This window comes from Pseudofrankia sp. DC12, from assembly GCF_000966285.1.
Classification (GTDB): Bacteria; Actinomycetota; Actinomycetes; order Frankiales; family Frankiaceae; genus Pseudofrankia.
The window spans coordinates 3450790-3471045 of sequence record NZ_KQ031391.1; the positions used below are offsets into that span (position 1 = coordinate 3450790).

Consider the following 20256-nt stretch of genomic DNA (forward strand, 5'->3'; position numbering starts at 1 on the left):
GGTCGCCGCCCGGCGCCAGTAGACGTCCACGGCGAAAGGTCAGCACTGTGCTTGAGACGGACCGGCTGTTGCTCCGCCCGCTGCGGCTGGCCGACGTCGACGACTTCGTGGCCCTGCACTCCGACGACCGGGTGAACCGTTTCGTCGGCTCCTACACGCGGGACCAGGCGCTGGCCCGGCTGGGGACCGTCGAGCAGCAGTGGGAACAGCGGGGGCACGGACTGTTCGCCGTTCTGGACAGGACCACGGGCGAGTTCGTCGGCCGGGTCGGGCCGCAGTTCTGGGACCAGTTCGGCGAGGTCGAGATCGCGTGGACGCTGCGCGCCGAGAGGTGGGGCCAGGGCCTCGCCACCGAGGCGGCCCGAGCCTGCGTCGACTGGGCGTTCGAGCACCTTGACGAGCATTGTCTGGTTGCCTACATCCACCCCGAGAACGCGGCCTCGCACCGCGTCGCGCAGCGGTTGGGCTTCACCGTCCTGCGTGCGGACGTCCTGTTCGACAAGCCGGTAGTCGTCTATGCCCTGAACCGGCCGGCTCCTCGCGCCTGACGGTACGTGCGATCGGGCCGTCAGCCGACTCGCGCCTGCCACCGGCCGTTTGGGTCGTGCCGCGCGTTCCGCGGAACGCCAAGGTCGTTGACGGCGTCTGCCGGTGGCTCGCGGGCCGAGGGAGAGGGCGCAGCTGAACTCGCCCGCCGAGGTCCGCGCCGGGCTGATCGACTTCAGGTCCGGGGCGCCGTCGTGGGCAGCCGCTGCCCGACAAGGAAGACGATCTCCACGTTCCGCGGGGCGCGGTGATCGTCGTGCGCGACTTACTCGGCCGGGGTGGTCGGAGGGGCGGGGTCGGCAGGAGGAGGGACGACCCAGGGCACGCCGGGGGTGCGCGGCTGGTTGGGGATGCCCTCGGCCTCGGGGTGGGCGGCCGGCTGGCTGGGTGGCGCCGGTGGCGGCGGACCATAGCCCGGGTAGCCGGGATGAGGAGGGTAACCAGGTTGCTGGCCGTAGCCCGGCGGGCGGTAGGCGGGGTGGCCGTAGGCCGGCTGGTTCGCGCCGGGGTAGCCCTGCTGCAGCGCTCCCGGATAGCCCGGCTGCTGGCCGGCCGCGACGCCCGGTCCCGTCGGCCGGCCCGGACCGCGTCCGGGGAAGCGGCTGCGCAGCAGTCGGTTGAGCCACCAGGCCAGCGCGAGTGACGCGAGCATGCCGACAAACGGTCCAGCCTGGTGGTGCCGGTCCCCGCTCTTCGTCCGTGCGCCCGCGGCGAGCAGGTAGATCGTCATGATCGCGATGAAGACGTAGCCACTGACGAAGAAATGGAAGAAGCGCAGCCGCAGCCGGGCGACCACGTCCCGCAGGAACACCGCCGGCAGGATCCAGATGCCGAAGCCGAACACGGCCGCGGTCAACGGTGAGAAGACCAGGAACCCGAAGAACTGCTTGAAGAAGTCGCCCATGCCGGGCCCCGCCGCCTGAGACCGTGCCGTCAGGCCGCGCCGGCCGTGGCGTCCGCCGACGCCTCGACGCTGGCGACGTGTTCGACCGACGGCGTTCCGGCGAAGAACGGCCCGATCGCCGCACGCCAGCGCCCGAAGCCAGCGGAGCCGCGGAAGCCCTCGGTGTGCGCTTCGAGAGTGGCCCACTCGACGATCAGCACGAACGAGCTCGGTGACTCGACTCCACGGCTCATCCGGATCGATCGGCAGCCTGGCGTGTTGGCGATCTCATGCCGAACCGTGCGGTAGGCGGCCACGAAGTCGCTCTCCGTACCTGGTTTCACGTCAAACCTTGCGATCTCCGTAACGGGGGTGCCGCCCGCCGCCGGCCCGGTAACGCTCATGCCGCAAGTCTGGCACCCGCACCGCCGCCTCCGCTGCCGGCCCGGGACTCCGCCGGCCCGGGACTCTTGGCCCAGGGGCGCCTCCGGCCGCGGACTCCTCTGCCCAGAACTGCTTGGGCCGGGGACTTCGCCGGCTCACGCGAGAGTGGTGCCAGTCAGCGACGTGTCCGCATCCGGACGGGATCGCGAACCCGGGCGAACCGGCGTAGCGGCACGAATATCCTTCGTCCTGACGATCAGGGCGACGAAGGCGTCGGCGCGATGGCCGAGGCCGGCATGGTCGCCGGCGACGGCGCGGTCGGGAGCCAGCTGGTGGAACCGCTCGACGAGGACGACCCAAGCCGGCTCGGCCCGTACCTCCTGCTTGGCCGCCTGGGCCAGGGCGGAATGGGCACCGTCTACCTGGGCCGCCGGACGGGGACGGACGGCTTGGGCGTTGACGCTGGAGCGGCAGCCCAGAACCCGGAGAGTGCCGGCGCGGGCGGCGAGGACGGCGCCAGCCCGCTGGTCGCGGTCAAGATGATCAGGCCCGACCTGGCGCGGGAGCCCGAGTTCCGCGAGCGCTTCGGACGGGAGGCGACGGCGGCCCGGCGCGTAGCCCGGTTCTGCACGGCCGAGGTGCTGGACGTCGACGTCGAGTCCCGGCGGCCCTACCTGGTCACCGAGTACATCGAGGGCCGCACCCTGGCCGCGGCCGTTCGCCAGGACGGCCCGCTGCCCAGCGCCGAGGTCGAGCGGCTCGCGGTCGCGGTCGCCTCGGCGCTGACGGCGATCCACGCCGCCGGGCTGGTGCATCGAGACCTGAAACCGGGCAACATCATGCTTTCGCCGTCCGGAGCCCGGGTGATCGACTTCGGGATCGCCCGCGCGCTGGACGCCACGACGACCTTCACCCAGGCCGGCGTTGGAACTCCGGCGTTCATGGCGCCCGAACAAGCCCTGGGGAGCGTCGTCGCGCCGCCGGCCGACGTCTATGCCTGGGGTGGCGTCGTGCTCTTCGCCGCTACCGGCCGGCTCCCGCACGGCGAAGGACCGAGCCCGGTCATCCTCTACCGGGCCGTCAACGACGAGCCTGACCTCTCCGGCCTCGAACCAGGCCTGCGCCAGCTCGTCGCCCGCGCGATGGCGAAGGACTCGGACGCCCGTCCCACGGCGCAGGAACTCCTCCTGTACCTCGTCGGCGCGAGCCCCCTCGACGGCCTGGACGAGCCGTCCACGGCGGACCTCGATTCCGCACCAGCCGACCTCGCCGAGGCGCTGGCGCTCGCCGACGAGATCGCTCGCGACTTCGGCGACGATACCCTCGGCACCCGCGAAGCGACTGGCCCCGGCGCAGAGACCGCTCCCGGCGCCGAGACCGCACCGGAAGACGCGACCGGCCCCGGCCACGTGACTGGCTCTCGTGACGCGGCAGGTTCTCGTCACGTGACCGGCCCCGCTGGCGCGGCTGCTGTCGGCCGCGTCGCCTCGACGCGGGCCGTGACCACCGATCCGCCTACCAGGGACGCGACCACCTTTGTCCCCTCCCATCTGCGTCCCGAGGGCGACGAATCGGCCGAAACTTCCCATCGACGTGACCCGGAGACGGTCACCGGTGTGACGGCCCGTCGTAGGTCGGGCCGGTTGTTCGCCGGCCGGCGTGGTGCCACCGGTGGTACCGTCAACGCGACCCTGCTCGGCGAGCCGCTGGCCGGTCACACCGGTCATGTCGAGTCCGTGGCCTTCGCACCCGGCGGTGGCGAGCTAGCCTCGGCGAGCGCGGATGGCACCGTCCGTCGCTGGCGGCTGGCCGAGGACCCGGTCGGGCCCGGTACAGCGGCCCCGCTGGGCGAACCTTTGCGTGGGCATGAGGGCCGCGTTCTCGCCGTCACCTACGCTCCGGACGGGACGGCGCTTGCCACGGCGGGCGGCGACCACACGGTCCGCATCTGGCCGCTGCCGCCGGCAGCGGCCACCGGCCCGGCCACGCGCCGGTCCGGCACCGGCGGCCACGACGCCGACGGTTCCAGCGGTTCCGGCTACGGCGGCTACGGCGGCGGCAACGGCGGCGGCGGCAACGGCGGTTCGGGCCACGACGGCGACGGCTTGCCCGTGACCGGCTCCGGCCACACGGACCAGGTGACCGCGGTGGCGTTCTCCCCGCTCGGCCGGATCCTGGCGACCGCCAGCCTCGACGGGACGGCCCGGCTGTGGGAGCTGGACCCGGCGTCGTCCGGGCTGGGCGTCGTCCGCCAGCTCGGGCAGCCGCTGAGCGGTCACCAGGGGAAGGTGCTCGCCGTCGCGTTCTCACCCGACGGGGGGCTGCTGGCGACGGCTGGGACGGACCACACCGCGCTCCTGTGGGACCTGACCGCGACGGTCCCGCGCCCGGTGGGCCCTCCGCTGGCCGGTCACCGCTGGCAGGTGCAGGCTCTCGCGTTCTCGCCCGACGGACGGATACTGGTGGCCGGCGCCGGCTTCGGCGCCGTCCACCTCTGGGATGTGGCCGAGCCGGCCCAGCCGTACCCGCTGGCCCAGGTCACCAGCAGGGGCAACGGGCAGATCCGTTCGGTCGCTCTCAGCGCGGACGGCCGCACGCTGGCCGCCGCGGGTGGCATCGGCGCCGCCGTCCAGCTGTGGATGATCGAGGGCCTCGGTACCCCGCAACCGCTCGGGCCGCTGGCCACCGGCCACGTTGGCACCGTCCGCGCGCTGGCCTTCTCCCCGACGACCGAGACCCTCGCCACGGCGGGCGACAACACCGTCCGGCTCTGGCAACCGAGCTGATCTCTCCCGCGCGGCCGCCCCGACGGCTCGCCGTCATACCCGCTGGTCGTGGGTGTCGACGTTGCTACGAGCCGCACGTCCGACTCGTGTCCGGAGGCTGGCCGTCAGGGTGAGGCCGGCCACAGAGGCCGCCCGGGGCAGCGGATACGCTGGTGGGCAGCGCGCCGCCGGACCGAGGCGAGCGCCCACGCGTACTGGCGGCCTCGCGCCGGTGAACCCTCCGAGGCAGGTGCGCGTCCGTCCGCGAGTGCGGCGACCTGGCCCGCGCGAACCCGCGCCCGCTGTGGAGCCCGCCCCGCGTTCGTACCGCCGTCGAAGGTCGGAGAGGTTACGAAGATGCCCGCACTGCGTTCCCGTACGACCACCCATGGCCGGAACATGGCCGGTGCCCGCGCGCTCTGGCGGGCGACCGGAATGACCGAGGACGACTTCGGCAAGCCGATCGTGGCGATCGCCAACAGCTTCACCCAGTTCGTCCCCGGTCATGTGCACCTGAAGGACCTGGGCCAGCTGGTCGGCGACTCGATCGCGGCCGCCGGCGGCGTCGGGCGTGAGTTCAACACGATCGCCGTCGACGACGGCATCGCGATGGGCCACGGCGGCATGCTCTACTCGCTGCCGTCGCGGGAGATCATCGCCGACAGCGTCGAGTACATGGTCAACGCGCACTGCGCGGACGCGCTGGTCTGCATCTCCAACTGCGACAAGATCACGCCGGGCATGCTGCTGGCCGCGCTGCGCCTGAACATCCCGACCGTGTTCGTCTCCGGCGGGGCTATGGAGTCCGGCAACGCGGTGGTCCAGAACGGCACCGTGCACTCCCGGCTCGACCTGATCGACGCGATGTCGGCCGCCGTCAACCCGGCTGTCTCCGACGCCGACCTCGGGATCATCGAGCGGTCCGCCTGCCCGACCTGTGGGTCCTGCTCCGGCATGTTCACGGCGAACTCGATGAACTGCCTGACCGAGGCGATCGGCCTCTCGCTGCCGGGCAACGGCTCGACGCTGGCGACCGCCGCGGCCCGCAGGGAGCTGTTCGTCGAGGCCGGGCGGCTCGTCGTCGACCTGGCCCGCCGGTACTACGAGAAGGACGACGAGGGCGTGCTGCCGCGCTCGATCGCGACCGCCGCCGCGTTCCGCAACGCGTTCGCCGTCGACGTCGCGATGGGCGGCTCGACGAACACGGTGCTGCACCTGCTCGCCGCCGCGGTCGAGTCCGAGGTGCCGGTCACCCTGCACGACATCGACGAGATCTCCCGCCGGGTGCCGAACCTGTGCAAGGTCGCGCCGAGCTCGACGAAGTACTACATGGAGGACGTGCACCGCGCTGGTGGCATCCCGGCGATCCTCGGCGAGCTGGACCGGGCCGGGCTGCTTGACCGCGGCGTGCACAGCGTGCACTCGGCCAGCCTGCGGGAGCACCTGGACCGGTGGGACATCCGCGCCGCGAGCCCGGCGCCGGACGCCGTCGAGCTGTTCCACGCCGCGCCGGGCGGGGTGCGCACCGTCGAGCCGTTCAGCTCGACCAACCGCTGGGACACCCTCGATACCGACGCCGAGAACGGCTGTATCCGGTCCGTCGAGCACGCCTACTCGGCCGAGGGTGGCCTGGCCGTGCTGCACGGCAACCTGGCCGACGACGGCGCGGTGGTCAAGACCGCCGGCGTCCCGGAGGACCAGTGGGTGTTCGCCGGTCCGGCGATCGTCGTCGAAAGCCAGGAGGAGGCCGTCGAGGCGATCCTCGGCAACCGGGTCAAGCCGGGTGACGTGGTCGTCGTCCGCTACGAGGGGCCGCGCGGCGGCCCGGGTATGCAGGAGATGCTCTACCCGACCGCCTACCTGAAGGGCCGCGGCCTCGGGCCGAAGTGCGCGCTGATCACCGACGGGCGGTTCTCCGGTGGCAGCTCGGGCCTGTCGATCGGGCATGTCTCGCCGGAGGCGGCGCACGGCGGCACGATCGCGCTGGTCCGCGACGGCGACCGGATCGAGATCGACATCCCCGCCCGGCGGATCGAGCTGATGGTTCCCGAAGCCGAGCTCGCCGCCCGCCGCGCCGAGCTGGAGGCGGGCCACGGCTATCGCCCCGTGAACCGTGAGCGCACGGTCTCCGCCGCGCTGCGCGCCTACGCCGCCATGGCGACGTCGGCCGCGACGGGCGCCGCCCGGGACATCAGCCTGCTCGGCGGCTGACGCCCGGCGCCGTCCCGGCGGTTTCGCCGCAGGGTGGCCTGACGGACGAAGCCCGGTCCGTGACCACTGGTCGCGGACCGGGCTTGGCCGTTCTGACCGGGCTAGGCGGCGACGGCGAGTGAGAGGGCGAAGTCGCCGTCGGGGCCGGTCCACCACTGGGCGAGGCGCCAACCGGCGGCACCGAGCTCGCGCTCGACCGTCGCACGGTCGAACTTGGCGCTGATCTCGGTGCGGATCTCCTCGCCCTCGGCGAACTCGACGGTCAGGTCGAGGGCCGTCACCTTCACCGTCTGCGCCTTGACCGCGCGCAGCCGCATCTCGACCCACCTGTTCGCCGCGTCCCAGCGGGCGACGTGGGCGAATCCGCGCAGGTCGAAGTCCGCGCCCAGCTCCCGGTTGAGCACGGTCAGCAGGTTGCGGTTGAAGGCCGCGGTCACCCCGGCGCTGTCGTCGTAGGCGGCGACCAGGCGGGCCGGCTCCTTGACCAGGTCGGTGCCGAGCAGCAGGGCCTGGGCCCGGCCGCCGTGCCCCCGGGACCCGTTCGCCTGGTCGCGCCCGGAACGCAGCTCGGTCAGCAGCGCCGCCCGCTCGGGCGGGCGCAGGTTACCGATCGTGCCCCCGAGGAACGCCACGAGGGTCCCGCCGGCTGGCTGGGCGGGCAGCAGGCCCAGATGCTGGCGGAAGTCGCCGACGACGGCGTGCACCGCGAGCCCCGGGTGGGCGGCGCGGGCGGCGGCGCCGGCGCGGGAGAGCGCCTCGGCATCGACGTCGAACGGGATGAACCGCCGCAGGCGACCGGCGCCGGCGAGCCCGGCCAGCAGCAGGCGCGTCTTCTCCGAGGCCCCCGAGCCCAGCTCCACCAGGGTGTCGACGCCGCCCGGGACCGCGGTCTCGAGCTCGGCGGCCAGCTGCGCCGCGTGCGCGGCGAGGACCGCCCGCTCGGCCCTGGTCTGGTAGTACTCCGGAAGCTCGGTGATCTTGCCGAACAGCATGCTGCCCGTGGCGTCGTAGAACCAGGTGGGTGGGAGTTCCTTGGGCGTGGCGGCCAGGCCGCGGCGGACGTCCGCCGCGAGTGCCGCCGTCCGCTGCGCATCGGTCAGGTGTCGCTCGATCGTCATACCGCCGCGGGCCTTCAACAGGGCGGCCACATCGGCCGGAGTAGGAGTGCGCGTGGCCCGCCCCTGGCTGGCGGTGTGCGCGGCCTGCTCCTGGCCAGGGGTGTGCGCGGCCCGTTCTTGGCCAGAGATGACCGCGTCCGGGGACTGGACCGTGTCCGCCCCCGGTGTCGGTGTCCTCGAAGTCATACGGACGCCCTCCGTCAGGTAGTGAACCCAGAGTAATCGTCCTGCGAGATCAAATTACTTACAGTTACTTTGCGTGTGTCGGCTACGAGCAGGCGGTGGTTCGGGACTTCCACCCAGACGTCCGTTCCGCTGTCTGAGTGCCCTTCGGTCGCTGAGTGCCCTTCGGTCGCTGAGTGCCCTTCGGTCGCAGGGTGCCCTTCGCTGCCGGATTCGGCGCCGTCTGGGCCCGGCCACGCGAGTACCGCGTCATCGCGGCTCTGCCGCGGGACGGGGGCTGTGGGGGCGTCGTCGTCCGGCTCGCTGGCGACCAGCACTCCGGCCTGGGTGACCCGATACCAGAGCGTGTCGTTCCAGGTCGTCGCGACCACCTGCCGCCCGTCGGTGACGAGGAGGTTGAGCCGGCTCGCCGGCTGCTGGCCGGCGTCCGCCGCCGCCCGGCTCGCCGCCCGGCTCGCCGCCCGCGCGGACGCCTTCTCGCCGACCGTCGTCACCACCTCCGCCACCGCCTCCGCCAGCCCGGCTCCGGCCAGCGTCCGTTCCCACACCAGCGCGGCCAGCAGCGCCGAGTCGCACCGCGAGTCCGGTGCCGGGGCGTCCGGCCTCCCGGCCAGCAGGCCGAGCAGGACGTCGACGCTCACTCGGCCGTTGTGGCTCAGCAGCAGCGGTCCGTGGGTGAAGGGCGCGGTCGAGCTCTCCTCGATCGGCATGCCCACGGTCGCGTCGCGTACCGCGGCGAGGACGCAGCCCGAGGCGACCACGCCGGCGAACGACGCGAAGGAGGCGTCGGTCCACATCGGCACAGCCCTGCGGTAGCGGGCCGGCGCGGGCCGGGAGCCCGGCGCGTACCAGCCGACCCCGAACCCGTCGGCGTTGACCCGGCCGTATCGCTGCTGGCGAGGCGCCCAGGACTGTTGCAACAGCCCGGACGGCCGGGCGAGGAGCAGCTCGTCGAGGGTGCGGTCAACACCGAGCCAGGCGAGGTGTCTGCACATGTGGTCGGCCCTTCACTCGGCACGGGTACGAGGCGCCTCCGGGGCGCGTCCAGACCGGACCACCCGGATCGGCGTGGACAGCTGGTCGGTCAGTCCGCGTCCCGGGCCAGTCGGAAGCCGGCGAAGATCTGCCGGCGGATCGGGTGATCCCAGTTGCGGAACGTGGCCCTGGCCGCGCTCGGGTCGGCGGCCCAGGAGCCCCCTCGCAGCACCCGGTAGCTCTTGAACTGTTGGTCCGGGTCGGAGTCGGCCCCGCCGGCTTCGCCGGGGCCACGGAAGAAGACCTCGCTGTACTCCCGGTACGGGAAGGAGGCGAAGCCCGGGTACGCGGTGAAGCCGCTCGCCGTCCACTCCCAGACGTCGCCGATGAGCTGCTCGACTCCGCTCGCGCTCGCGCCGGCCGGGTAGGCGCCGAGGGGCGCCGGCCGGGCGGCGCGATGGCCCAGGTTCGCGTGCGCCGCCGTCGGCGGTTCGTCGCCCCACGGGAAGCGACGCGACCGGCCGGACGCCGGGTCGTGGGCGCACGCCTTCTCCCACTCGGCCTCGGTCGGCAGCCGCCGCCCGGCCCAACGGGCGTGCGCCTCGGCCTCGTACCAGCAGACGTGCTGCACCGGCTCGTCGAGCGGGAGCGCCTCGTCCCGGCCGAACCGGCGGCGCGACCAGCCGCCCGCGCCGTCGCGGCGCCAGAACAGCGGGGCTTCCAGCCGCTCGCGGCATCGCCACGCCCAGCCAGCCGGTGACCAGAGCCGTTCGTCGTCGTAGCCGCCGTCGTCGAGGAACGCCAGATGCGCCCGGTTCGAGACGGGTAGCCGGTCGATCCGGAAGGCCGGTACGACGACCCGGTGGGCCGGGCGCTCGTTGTCGTAGGCCCATGGGTCGGTGCTGGTGCCCATCGTGAACGGCCCGGCGGGTACGAGGACCTCACCGCCGGCCGGCCGGCCGGCAGGCAGCTCCACGCCCTCGTCGACCAGCGGGCCTGGGTCCGGCTGGGCCAGGGTCGCGGTCGCCAGCTGCAGCGTCGCGAGCAGCGTCTCGTCGTGCTGGTGCTCGTGCTGGACGACCATGCCGTAGACGAACCCGCCCGTCAGCAGGCGCGTGACCTGATCCTCCCGCTCGCCGGTGGGTGGGCCCGGGACGGTGACGCCTCCGTCGAGGGCACGGGGGGCCAGGGTGGCCATGGCGTCCAGGACCCGGGCGCGGACGTCGGCGATGTAGCCACGCGCGCGGTCCGGGGGCAGCAGCGGGAGAGCCGGCCGGTCGGCCCGCGGGTGGCGGAAGGCGTCGTACAGGTCGTCGATGCCCGGCAGGACCGGGTCGGCGCCGGTCAGCGCGCGAAGCAGCCAGAGCTCCTCGTAGTTGCCGATGTGCGCCAGGTCCCAGACCAGCGGCGACATCAAGGGGGAGTGCTGGCGCACGAGCAGGGCGTCGTCGAGGTCCGTATACGTCAGCGTCCGGCGCCGGCTGCGATCGAGGGCCTCGGCCCATCCAGCGGGGTCGGCCGGTACGGGCGCCGGGTGGAATCCGCCGGCGGTCGGTCCGGCGGGGAAGCCCGTTGTCTGAGCAGCGGCCGCTGGTTCGGCCGTCGTTGGTCCACGGCGTGGCGACGCCGCCGATCCCGCCATCTGCATCTCCGTCCGACAGGGACCGGTCCTGCCTGCTGGTCGCCAGGGGGTCTTTTCGTGGCTCTCGACCGGTCGCGGGTCCGCTTCGGGCATCCACCGCCCTACGGACGCCCGTGATCAGCTAAACACCGCGAACTTCTGCTTCATCCTTGATGTGACCAGATTCTGGAAAGTTGACAGAGACCGATCTCGGCGCCGAGCCGCCGGTTCCTCAGCGGAACTGGTCGCGCAGCAGGCCTGCGGGGCCCACCTGGGTGAAGCGGTCGGCCAGGTCGTCGGCCGGGGTGCGGCCGCGAGCCGGGTAGCGGTCCCGGAACCGGGCCACGGCCGCGCGAGTGCTCTCGTCGGCGCCCAGGCGGACCAGAGCGTCCTGCGCGAGGTCGACACAGCTGAGGGCGGCCCGGCGCAGCGCGTCGTCGCGCAGGCCGAAGGCGCTGGCCTGCCGCCAGCCTTCGTCGGCCCCGCGGCAGGCGGCCAGCGCCCCGGCGGCGGCGACCGGGTCGTCCAGTAGCGCAGTGGTCACGGCTACGGGCACCAGCCAGCCGTCGCCCGGCTGCGCGTCCAGGTAGCGGATCTCCAGCCAGCCGCGGGGGCGGACCGGCGGGAAGATCGTGGTCGAGTGCAGCACCAGGTCCTCGTAGGCCGGCGGACGGTCCGTCGGGCCGGCGCCGCGCAGCCAGTCGCCGAACGTCGTGCCGTCCCGCACGGCGACCAGCCGCGGCTGGCGGCTCGGACCGGTGCGGGAGCCAGGCCCATTGCCGGGTCCCCAGCCGGCCGAGGCGCCGGCCTCTCGATCGGCGTCCGGCCCGACGTCGATCATCATCAGGCGGGCCGCGAGCAGGTAGTCCGCCCAACGGTCGGCGAGGTCGGCCGCGGCCACCTGCATGGGGCCGACCTGGACCGTCCTGGTCGGGTCGAGCGACTCCCACATCCGGGTCCGGGCCGAGCCGAAGCCGGTCAGCGTGCCCAGCCGGGCCGGCGACGCGGCGAACATCGCGACCAGCACCGGCCGCAGCCGGTGGGCGAGCCGCCAGCGGCGGACGATGTCGGTCGGGTCGGCCCCCGCATCCAGGTTGACCTGCACGGACGCGCTGGAGCACATCATGATCCGGCCGGCGTCATGGCCGCTGGCCGCCCAGTAGCCAGCCATCGAGGCGTAGCGGTCGTCGGTGAGCCATCGGGTCGGCGGGCGAAGCGGGTCGAGCCCGAGCCCGGCCAGGGCCAGGCCGGCGTCGGCGAGGGCGGCCCGAACCTGGGCCAGATCCGCCCGTACCGCGTCCAGCGCGGCCGACAGTGGCAGTGGCGGGCCCGACAGCTCCAGCTGCCCTCCCGGCTCGAACGTGAGCCGGCTGCCGCCGGCCAGCACGGCACCGGTCACGTTCAGCACGGCACCGGTCACGTTCAGCGCGGCTCCCGGCCCGTCGGGCGCGGTAGAGCTAGGCCCGGCCACGGCGGCGCCACCACACCCGGTGGCGAGGAGGGTGGCCAGCGCCGCCGACGTCCGCTCCGGGGGCACCGGCGCGTCGCTCGCGGCCCGGTCGACGACCAGCCACTCCGTCTCGACGCCGACGGATCGCGGCCCCGGCCGGGCCGGCAGGCAGCCGGCCGCGAACCGCAGCACGTCGTCGACGGTCAGGCCGGCGAGCGAGCGGTGCCGGGGACCGCGTGGCCCGGTCGGGCGCCTGGTCGTGAGCCTGGACGGCCCGGCGGGCCGGGTCGCCACGCCAGGGGGCGCGGTCGTGGGCCGGCCGGGCGTGGGCATCGGCCGCGTGCTCGCCGGCGCGGCGGAGGGCGCCGAGATCGGACGGGGTGGCATGAATTCCTCCCGGGACCGGTCCCGCCGCGCTGACACGGGCGGGAGCTGGCGTTCGGGGCACGGTTCGGAACCTTCCACGTCGGACGCGGGAGCGCGACCGCCCGCCGGTCGCCAGGTACCCGGCGTGGCGGGCGGCCCGCTCACCCCCGGCTCGATACACCCGGACCGGGGCGGATAAACCGGCGGAGCCTGGCTTTTGGGCCGACCGGACGGGACGTTCGAGCCCGCGAACCAGGTCAAGCGGGACTGCTGGTCAACCAGTGTGCAATACGTGTGCCACCCTTGGCTTACCGTGAGGATTCGATGGAATGCTGGTCATCGGACCAGGAACTGCCGATAGCACGTGGTGACCGCCTCGCGGCAGAATCGTGGCACGTGGTGCTGGAAGGTGGTGGCGGTTGAGCGCGGGGCTGGACCGGACGGCTCCTGGCCGGTCGGCCATGGCGGAGTACCGGCGGCGCCGGGCGCTCTACGTGGCCGAACGGGACGACAGGCGGGTCCGAGCCGCGATCATCGCCGGTTCGGCCGCGCTCGGGGCCGCGCTGGTCGTCGTGCTGATCGGGATCTCGCTGCACGGGGCGGCGGCGGTCCTGGTGCGCTCGGGCGTCGCCGCCGCACTTCTCGTCCTCGTGGTGGCGGCCACCCGGTTCTTCCGGATCCCGCCGGAGATCGAGGCCTGGCGGCGGGACGCGGGCGCCGAGCGGCGCACCGCCCGGGTTCTCGACCGGCTGAACCGCGCCGGGTACACCGTCCTGCACGACCGGTCCACCGCGGACTCGGCCGGCAACATCGACCACCTGATCATCGGCGCGTCCGGAGTCTGGGTGATCGAGACCGACGCGCACCGCGGGCCGGTGCGTTCCAGCGGCGGCGGCGTGTGGGCCGGCAAGGCGCCCTTGCGCGCCCGGCTCGGCCTGGTCGCCTGGACGGGTGAGCAGGTCAGTGGCGCGCTGCTCGCCGAACTGCCCGACGGCTGGCAGCTGCAGGCGCAGACGGTGCTCGCGTTCGCCCGGGCCGACGTGCCCGGCGGGCTCGCCCTCGTCGACGGCGTGCTGCTGCTGCCGGCCGCGGGCGTCGCCGAGTACGTGCTGTCCGCCGGAGTGGTGCTGCGCCCGCTGGACGTCGCGATGCTGGTCGACGTCGCCCAGCGGGCGCTGCCCGCCTACGAGGTCGCCGGCCCGCCGCCCACCTGGTCCGCGCTGGCCAAGCTGCGCGGCCTGCGTCGCCGCGAGCAGCTCTGACAGTCCACCGGCCGCGGTTCGCCGCGGCCGGCTGCCGGCGCTAGTAGCTCTGGTAGCCGGGCGGGACGCGGACTCCGGTGCCGTCGGGCTCCTCGTCGTCGCGGTAGGCCGAGACGTCGAAGCCGTCCTCCAGCTCGGCGTCGGCGGCCTCGTCGAGGATCGCCGGCTCCCAGTGGCCGGCGAAGTCCTCGGGGCCCATGCCCGGCGGGTCCAGCTCGCGCGGGTCGAGGTCCTCGGGGGTGAGGTTGATGTCGTCGACCTCGCCGTGCATCTTCGAGCCGTTGAGAACGACCGGGATCTCCATGTCGCCGACGACGTGCTCGACGTAGAAGGCCCGCTGGCCGATCAGCCAGAGCGCGAAGCCCGGGTCGAGCCGGGGGAGCAGGTCGGCGGCGACGTCGGTCAGCCCGAGCGCCTCCTGGGTCGCGGCCACCTGGTCGGTGGCCTGCTTGTAGAGGATGCGGGTCGACGTCTCGGCCAGCAGGCCCTTGGCGATCTCCACCGAGTCGGGCGAGGCGGAGAGCAGGTCGGAGATCCGGTGGGCGACGATCGCGTTCGCGCAGCCCCACTGCCGGGCGAGCTTCTGCTGCGCGGACAGGCGTCGGACCAGGCCGGCGAAGCGCATCAGCCGCCAGCACTCGTCGTAGACCACGTAGCGCTGGACGCCGTCCTGGCGCATCAGCGCGGCCTCCATCCAGCCCTGCGCGCAGGTCATGATCAGCGCGATCATCTCGTCGGAGCCCTGGACCCGCTCCAGGTTCAGCACCGCGATCGGCTTGTCGAAGTCCAGCGGCGACGTCGTCGGGCCGTCGAACAGCCCACCCAGGGCGCCGGTCGTCAGCCTGCGCAGGGTGAGGGTCGCGTCCCGGGAGGCGTCGCGCAGCTCGACGGCGGTCATCGGCAGGCCGGTGCAGTCCGCCTCGGCCGGCTCGGTCATCGCGTCGAGGACCTGCCCCAGCAGGGGCGTCGCCCAGCGGTCGGTGGTCGCGCCGGTGATCTGCCGGGAGACGACGTCGAGGGCCAGGTCGATCGCGGTGTGCTCGGGCGGGGTGAGCGGCACGCCCTTGGCCGTCTCGATCAGCGACGCGAGCAGCGACGACCGGGCGCGCTTCACCTCACGGGCCCAGTCATGGTCATGGATGCCACGCGGCCGCGGTGGCGCGTCCAGCGGGTTCAGCCGGGTCGACATGCCCGGGCCGATGTAGGTCGGCTCGCAGCCGAGCCGGCGGGCCAGCCGGGTGTACTCGCCCTTCGGGTCGCACGGGACCGCGGCCTGGTACCCGAACGCGGCGCCGCGTGACATCAGCGTCTTCAACAGGGACGACTTGCGCGAACCGACCGCGCCGAACACCGCGAAGTTCGGGTTCTCGATGACCTGCTGGCGGTAGAGCTCGAAGACGTCGAACACGAACGAGTTGCCGGACCAGACGTGCCTGCCGATGAACATGCCCGGCGCGTCCAGGCCGGAGTCGACGACGAACGGGTAGATCCCGGCGATCTGCGCCGTCGTCTCCATGTGCGCCGGCAGCCGCAGCTTGTGGAAGGTCTGGCCGCGGAACGGGCCGTGCGGCTGGGATGGCTGAGCCCCTCGGCGCGCCGTGGACTGGGCCCGCCGGGCCGCCGCGCGCTCGGCCGCCGCGGCCGACTTCTGCGCCCGGCGACCGGACCGGGCCGAGCCTCGGGCCGGCCCGCCCGCCCGCCGGCCGCGGCCGCCAAGGTCGTCGACGTAGCCGCCGGCGTCCCGGCCCGGGTCGTAGTCCGGTGGGCGGACCGGCACGCGGGCGGCCGGGGCCGCGACCGGCCGGCCGTCGACCGTCAGGTCGTCCTGGCGCACGACGACGCCATAGCCGCCAGGCTCGCCCTGGTCGGCGGGGCCGAGCTGGTAGTCGGCGTCGGTGTACTGGTCGTCCGGGTAGTCGTCGTCGACGTCCTGGGCGTCGCCGTAGCCGTTGGGCGTCAGGTTCTGGTGGCCGGGCTCGTGGACCGCGGGCACGTACGGGTCTGAGTCCCCGGCGGCCAGGTACGGGCCGGCGTCCCCGGCGGCCAGGTACGGGCCGGCGTCCCCGGCGGCCAGGTACGGGCCGGCGTCCCCGGCGGCCGCATACGGGCCGGTGGTCGTGGCCGGGTCAGGCGGGTCCTGCGCGGTCACGAGACGCCCACTGCGAGCGGCAGCGCGCCGACGTTGAAGCCCTGGTCCTGCTCGCCCACCAGGCGCACCATCTCCAGCCGGCTGCGCGAGGCCAGCGTCTCCGCCTCGCCGCAGGCGTCGGCGAGGCTGTCCAGGTCGTCCGCGGACACCGTCACGAAGCCGTGGAAGCGGAACGCGCCGAAGCCGGCGACCAGCTCCTGCTCGCGGCGCTCCACCTCGTCCGCCTCGGTGGCGTCCCGCTGGGTCGTCACCTTTCCGATCTTGTCTCGCATCTGCTGTTCGCCGAGGTGCGCCATCCGGCGGCGGTTGACCGCCTTCTCGGCCTTGCGGCCCGGCAGCGGCTCGACCACCAGCGAGACCGTGCGCCGGCAGGTCGTCTCCATCAGCAGCGGGGCGAGGAACGCGGCCGGCGACGGCACCCGAGGCCAGCCGTTGATCCAGTACGTGGTGTGGAAGCCCGAGTCGGTTCGGTAGTGGTCCCAGGCCGCGACCGCGCGGACCGGGCCGGCGACGGCCGGGTCGATCCCGGACGGCAGGCCCTTCAGGCCACCGGCCAGGTCGGTGGACGCGCCACCGCGGGCGTCGATCATGTCGACCGAGTACGGGTCGTAGGTGGTGCGGATGACGGCCGCGAGGGCCCGCGGCGGCAGCCAGCCCACGGTGCTGATGGAAGCCCTGGCGAGGGCGGCCTCCATCGTGCGCAGCTCGCCGAGCAGCACCGCGCAGGCGGCCCGGTCGCCGCCGCCGGCCCGTTGGATCGCCCTTCGGGCGTCCCTGGCCCGCAGCTGGAACGACAGGAAGGTCTCGTGCCTCTGTGCCACCGGACCGGCCGCGTCGATCACCTCCTGGTAGGCCTGCGCTGCCCACGAGTCGTCGTGGTGCCCACGGACCCGCCAGTGCCGCTGCAACTGGTCGCCCGAGTCGGGCAGGGTGCGCTCCAGCCACTGGATCCGGGCCAGCCGCCCGCCGCCGGACGTCAGCCCGGCGAGCAGCTCGCCCCAGGCGTCCACTCTGGCCTGCTGGTCACCCGACTCCAGCAGCGCGAACTGGCTGCCCTGGACCTGCAGGACCGCCGTGTAGGTCTGCTTGCCGGTGTCCTTGACGACGGCCACGTAGCGGCCGTTCCCGACCGGCACCGACAGCATGACGAGGCTCGCCAGGGGTCCGGGCAGCACCGTCCTCGTGATCTGGTCCTCGTCCGGCCTGAGCCGGAACACGCCGCCACGGAACACTGTCTCGCCCGTCACCTTCTGCATCGTGTAGCCGAACAGAATCGGCACCCACTGGTCGAGACTACGGTCCTCGACCCGGACGAACGCCACGAAACCCAGTGCCACCGCGACCAGCAGCCAGGCCGGCGCCAGCAGCACCGGTGAGCGCAGCGCGCCGATGACGCAGACCATCACCCCGACCAGCAGGCCGAGCTGTGGCCAGCGCAGGCCGAGCAGGATCCCGCCGCGTTCCAGCGGGCCGAACCGATAACTGCGTTCCGCGACCATGACCCCTATTCCAACGCAGTCCTAGTAGAGCAACGCTGCCAGCCCAACGCTGCGGGCGACCGGCCGGTCGCCGAGCGGCCCGGACGCGTCGCCGCGGGTCCGCCCCGGGCCGGTGGGACCGGCCGGGCGCGCCCTGGAACGCTCGTCGGCCGGCGCCCGGCGGTGGCGCGGCGGTCAGCCGCCGCCATGGCTGGTTCCGCCGGGCACCCGCGGCCTGGTCGGGGGCGCCACCGGTAGGCGCGCGGCCGGGGTCGCGCGGGCCGCCGGGGCCGCGGTGTGGGACGTGACGGCCGCCTGGGTGGTTGCGCGAGGTGCACTGACGCGGGCGGGCATCCGGGCCGCCGGGGCCCGCGCGGGAAGGGCCGTGCGGCCGCGCACGGCGCTGGTTCCCGCGCCGACCCCGCCCGTGCTGGCCGCGATGGCTGGACGTCCGACGCGAGGACGGCCGCCGACCCCCGGGCGTACGGTGCCGGGCCGAGCCGCTCCAGGGCGTCCGGCGCGGACGGCCGGACGAGCCGAGCCACCGCCGCCACCGGCGGACACGCCGGCCGGGATGGCGTCGCCGAGGACGCCTCGGTTGCGGGTCTGCAGCCGGGCGCCGATGCCGCGGAAGGTGTCCCGGGAGGTGGAGCCGAGCAGGGCGCCAGCGCCCTGGCCGAACGAGGCGGCGCCGCGCCGGCCCGCGCTGCCGACCGCGCGCATCAGATGGACGTCGGCGAAGCCGAACAGCTGTACGAGAAGGAACGGCGAGAAGACGGCGGCGATCATCACGACCACGCCGCCGAGAATCGTCAGCGTCTGGTCGGCGGCCGAGCCGGTGTTGTCGCTGGCCATTCCCGCGCCCAGCGTGAAGATCGCATAGATCACCGGCTTGGCGAAGATCAACGCGATCAGGAACTCGGTGGCCCGCTTCATCCACGCGCTGGTCGACATCGACGGCTGGCCCGCCAGGTAGAGCGGGATGAACACGGCCATCGCGATGATCGCGACCTTACGGATATAAAGAACGACGAACAGGGCGAACGAGAACAACGCCACCAGTAGGGACAGCACCATGTCCAGTGCGAAGTTTCCCTGTTCTGGCAGGGATCTGAGCTGCCCGACCAGGCTCGCGCCGAGCGGCTGTCCGTCTCCGAAGGCGTCCGCCATGCCGTCGGACGCGGTAAGCACCATCTGTAGGAGCGTCAGCGCGATGAACGAGCCCAGAATCGCGGTTCCGGTCGCCGCGGCCGCCCGGGCGAAGATGTGGGGGTCGCCGCGTACCGCGCCCATGATGCACGCGCACAGGAAAAGGCCGGTGACGACCAGCACCGAGACGCCGAACACGATGTTGTAGTTCTTCACCACGTAGTCGGCCCGCAGGTCAACGGCCGTCTTCTGCGCCGCGAAACTGAACACCGACGACGAAAGATCCGCCGCCATGTTACAGAACGCTGTACCAATAGAACTCAGAAAAGAATCCGCAGTCCCGGTAATTGCGTCTTTCAATGGTGCGACCGGATCGAATCCAATAGCGAGGGGCTGTGATTGCGACGGGATCATGGTCATGCGGAGGGACCCCCGATGTAAAAGAAACGACGAAAATCTTCCCCCGGCCGTTGGGTGATCGATGGTCCATCAGGGCCGTCGGTTGCGGCGGAAAGCTTCCAATCCCCGGTCGTCCACGTTACAGTACAGTCATCGGATCCCCACACCTCGCGTGGAGCGGTCGTCGCGTCGTTGCTTGCGTACATTCCAATTCCACCGACCGACCAGATCGATATGGTCGCCGAATTAGCTGTTGATGATTTTGCGCTGAACCCGACAACTCTGAGATTAAAATTCAATCTCGGATCGGAAATTGAATTTGCACCCGCAGTCTTGGTATTAGTGTCGTCGGCCTTAATTATCTGATCGCTAATCGACTTGCTGGCGCTGTCGGTTGCGATCGAACCAAGAACAGCCTTGATGCGGGTTGGTTCGCGGTTGCGGACGTCGCTGTAGGCCGAGACGTAGTTGCCGCAGGCGCTGATGGCGCCGGGCTCGGTGTGGGGATAGCCGACGGGGATGCCGAACTCGTTGACCCGGCTCGGCGCGCCTGGCAGGGCGCCGACGGGTCCGGCGGTATTGTCGGCGCCGTCAGAAGTCGCCGACGGCACCACGGTCACGACGGTCGCCGGTGGCGACGGCTGGGAGGTGGCACCTGGCAGGGCGCTGTTCCCTCGGCTCTGATTCTGGGATGAACGGCCGAGGGTGTAGTAACCGATGGCGATGCCAACGGGAACGCCGACCACGAGTGTCGCGAGACACGTCCCCGCGGCTACCAGGGCCAGTCGCCTGGCGGCCCACCCCGTGACGCTAACCACGTACTTCCCCTCCCTGACGGCAGGGACATCATCCCAATACCGGCCCGCCGGTACCCGGAGAACGTCTCAGGAGGATGCGGAAGGTTCGTCATGGACCACGGCGGGGTCGTCCACGGTTCGGACGATGGCGGGTGGTCGCATGCCGTTCGTGGGGCCAGCCTTCGGTGTCCCGGAGGACGCGGTGCTGCCGGTCGCGAGGAAGAAGTTGACGAGCGCTGCGGCCGCGCCGACCAGGAATGCCAGGCCGAACCCGGCGAGCACCCCGCTCTTGCCCATGGACGACGCCCGGTCCAGGCCCATCCGTTCGCCGAGTGCCCAGGCGATGCCGCCGAGCAGCACAGCCGCGACCGCGGCGATGATGGCATAGGCCGCCAGGCCGTTGACCAGGTCTTTCAGCGCGTTGATTCCTGGTGCCTTCGTCTCATCTGGCTTGACCTGAACCGACGCGAGCAGCACTGTCGCCCGCGCGGACGCGGCGTCGACGATCATCGTAGTCCCT

The 20256-nt window shown here is 72.8% G+C and carries 15 protein-coding genes; 4 read left to right on the forward strand and 11 right to left on the reverse strand.

Annotated features, from left to right (window positions below):
* The first annotated feature begins 47 nt into the window (after positions 1-47).
* Entirely contained in the window at positions 48-548 is a 501-nt protein-coding gene (locus FRADC12_RS13650) for a GNAT family N-acetyltransferase (protein WP_045876946.1), read from the forward strand.
* Positions 549-811: 263 nt separating this feature from the next.
* Here the strand turns inward: FRADC12_RS13650 and FRADC12_RS13655 are convergent, their stop codons facing one another.
* Positions 812-1450, reverse strand: a complete 639-nt coding sequence (locus FRADC12_RS13655; RefSeq protein ID WP_045876947.1) for a hypothetical protein — start codon at positions 1448-1450, stop codon at positions 812-814.
* 29 nt (positions 1451-1479) lie between these two features.
* Complete coding sequence (locus tag FRADC12_RS13660; protein WP_045876948.1) at positions 1480-1833, reverse strand: antibiotic biosynthesis monooxygenase family protein; 354 nt, start codon at positions 1831-1833, stop codon at positions 1480-1482.
* Positions 1834-2094: 261 nt separating this feature from the next.
* Between FRADC12_RS13660 and FRADC12_RS13665 the strand changes: the two genes are divergently transcribed.
* Both FRADC12_RS13665 and ilvD read left to right on the forward strand, forming a co-directional pair.
* On the forward strand, positions 2095-4599 hold the full coding sequence (locus FRADC12_RS13665; protein WP_045876949.1) for a WD40 repeat domain-containing serine/threonine protein kinase: 2505 nt from the start codon (positions 2095-2097) through the stop codon (positions 4597-4599).
* 336 nt (positions 4600-4935) lie between these two features.
* Complete coding sequence (gene ilvD / locus FRADC12_RS13670; RefSeq protein ID WP_045876950.1) at positions 4936-6789, forward strand: dihydroxy-acid dehydratase; 1854 nt, start codon at positions 4936-4938, stop codon at positions 6787-6789.
* 101 nt (positions 6790-6890) lie between these two features.
* Here the strand turns inward: ilvD and egtD are convergent, their stop codons facing one another.
* The 4 genes from egtD to egtA all read right to left on the reverse strand — a co-directional run bounded on the left by egtD (position 6891) and on the right by egtA (position 12469).
* The gene (gene egtD, locus FRADC12_RS13675; protein ID WP_045876951.1) at positions 6891-8093 is read right to left on the reverse strand and encodes an L-histidine N(alpha)-methyltransferase; all 1203 of its coding nucleotides are present in this window, start codon (positions 8091-8093) and stop codon (positions 6891-6893) included.
* Between the two features lie 14 nt (positions 8094-8107).
* On the reverse strand, positions 8108-9085 hold the full coding sequence (gene egtC, locus FRADC12_RS13680) for an ergothioneine biosynthesis protein EgtC (protein ID WP_045876952.1): 978 nt from the start codon (positions 9083-9085) through the stop codon (positions 8108-8110).
* Between the two features lie 89 nt (positions 9086-9174).
* Entirely contained in the window at positions 9175-10707 is a 1533-nt protein-coding gene (egtB, locus tag FRADC12_RS13685) for an ergothioneine biosynthesis protein EgtB (protein ID WP_045879552.1), read from the reverse strand.
* Positions 10708-10918: 211 nt separating this feature from the next.
* Positions 10919-12469, reverse strand: a complete 1551-nt coding sequence (gene egtA / locus FRADC12_RS13690; RefSeq protein ID WP_232303775.1) for an ergothioneine biosynthesis glutamate--cysteine ligase EgtA — start codon at positions 12467-12469, stop codon at positions 10919-10921.
* 494 nt (positions 12470-12963) lie between these two features.
* On the opposite strand from egtA, the gene FRADC12_RS13695 reads away from it, so the two are divergent.
* On the forward strand, positions 12964-13764 hold the full coding sequence (locus FRADC12_RS13695; protein ID WP_045876953.1) for a nuclease-related domain-containing protein: 801 nt from the start codon (positions 12964-12966) through the stop codon (positions 13762-13764).
* Positions 13765-13804: 40 nt separating this feature from the next.
* Here the strand turns inward: FRADC12_RS13695 and FRADC12_RS13700 are convergent, their stop codons facing one another.
* The 5 genes from FRADC12_RS13700 to FRADC12_RS13715 form a co-directional block, all read right to left on the reverse strand.
* The gene (locus FRADC12_RS13700; protein WP_232304162.1) at positions 13805-15541 is read right to left on the reverse strand and encodes a putative type IV secretion/conjugal transfer ATPase; all 1737 of its coding nucleotides are present in this window, start codon (positions 15539-15541) and stop codon (positions 13805-13807) included.
* Positions 15542-15909: 368 nt separating this feature from the next.
* The gene (locus FRADC12_RS13705; RefSeq protein WP_045876954.1) at positions 15910-17412 is read right to left on the reverse strand and encodes an SCO6880 family protein; all 1503 of its coding nucleotides are present in this window, start codon (positions 17410-17412) and stop codon (positions 15910-15912) included.
* A 174-nt stretch (positions 17413-17586) separates the two neighbouring features.
* On the reverse strand, positions 17587-18834 hold the full coding sequence (locus tag FRADC12_RS13710; RefSeq protein WP_502685250.1) for a hypothetical protein: 1248 nt from the start codon (positions 18832-18834) through the stop codon (positions 17587-17589).
* 122 nt (positions 18835-18956) lie between these two features.
* Positions 18957-19559 carry a DUF8175 domain-containg protein gene (locus tag FRADC12_RS29770; RefSeq protein WP_232303776.1) on the reverse strand — a complete coding sequence of 201 codons (603 nt, stop codon included), beginning with the start codon at positions 19557-19559 and terminating at the stop codon, positions 18957-18959.
* A 264-nt stretch (positions 19560-19823) separates the two neighbouring features.
* Positions 19824-20246 (reverse strand): DUF6112 family protein, encoded by a 423-nt coding sequence (locus tag FRADC12_RS13715; RefSeq protein WP_045876956.1) that lies wholly within the window; start codon positions 20244-20246, stop codon positions 19824-19826.
* Positions 20247-20256 lie beyond the last annotated feature (10 nt).

What these genes read in the sequence shown, in the direction of transcription:
- FRADC12_RS13655 (WP_045876947.1), bottom strand. Translation starts at nt 1,450, where the DNA reads ATGGGCGACTTCTTCAAGCAGTTCTTCGGGTTCCTGGTCTTCTCACCG.
- FRADC12_RS13660 (WP_045876948.1), bottom strand. Translation starts at nt 1,833, where the DNA reads ATGAGCGTTACCGGGCCGGCGGCGGGCGGCACCCCCGTTACGGAGATC.
- FRADC12_RS13665 (WP_045876949.1), top strand. Translation starts at nt 2,095, where the DNA reads ATGGCCGAGGCCGGCATGGTCGCCGGCGACGGCGCGGTCGGGAGCCAG.
- ilvD (WP_045876950.1), top strand. Translation starts at nt 4,936, where the DNA reads ATGCCCGCACTGCGTTCCCGTACGACCACCCATGGCCGGAACATGGCC.
- egtD (WP_045876951.1), bottom strand. Translation starts at nt 8,093, where the DNA reads ATGACTTCGAGGACACCGACACCGGGGGCGGACACGGTCCAGTCCCCG.
- egtC (WP_045876952.1), bottom strand. Translation starts at nt 9,085, where the DNA reads ATGTGCAGACACCTCGCCTGGCTCGGTGTTGACCGCACCCTCGACGAG.
- egtB (WP_045879552.1), bottom strand. Translation starts at nt 10,707, where the DNA reads ATGGCGGGATCGGCGGCGTCGCCACGCCGTGGACCAACGACGGCCGAA.
- egtA (WP_232303775.1), bottom strand. Translation starts at nt 12,469, where the DNA reads ATGCCCACGCCCGGCCGGCCCACGACCGCGCCCCCTGGCGTGGCGACC.
- FRADC12_RS13695 (WP_045876953.1), top strand. Translation starts at nt 12,964, where the DNA reads ATGGCGGAGTACCGGCGGCGCCGGGCGCTCTACGTGGCCGAACGGGAC.
- FRADC12_RS13705 (WP_045876954.1), bottom strand. Translation starts at nt 17,412, where the DNA reads ATGGTCGCGGAACGCAGTTATCGGTTCGGCCCGCTGGAACGCGGCGGG.
- FRADC12_RS13710 (WP_502685250.1), bottom strand. Translation starts at nt 18,834, where the DNA reads ATGGCGGCGGATCTTTCGTCGTCGGTGTTCAGTTTCGCGGCGCAGAAG.
- FRADC12_RS13715 (WP_045876956.1), bottom strand. Translation starts at nt 20,246, where the DNA reads ATGATCGTCGACGCCGCGTCCGCGCGGGCGACAGTGCTGCTCGCGTCG.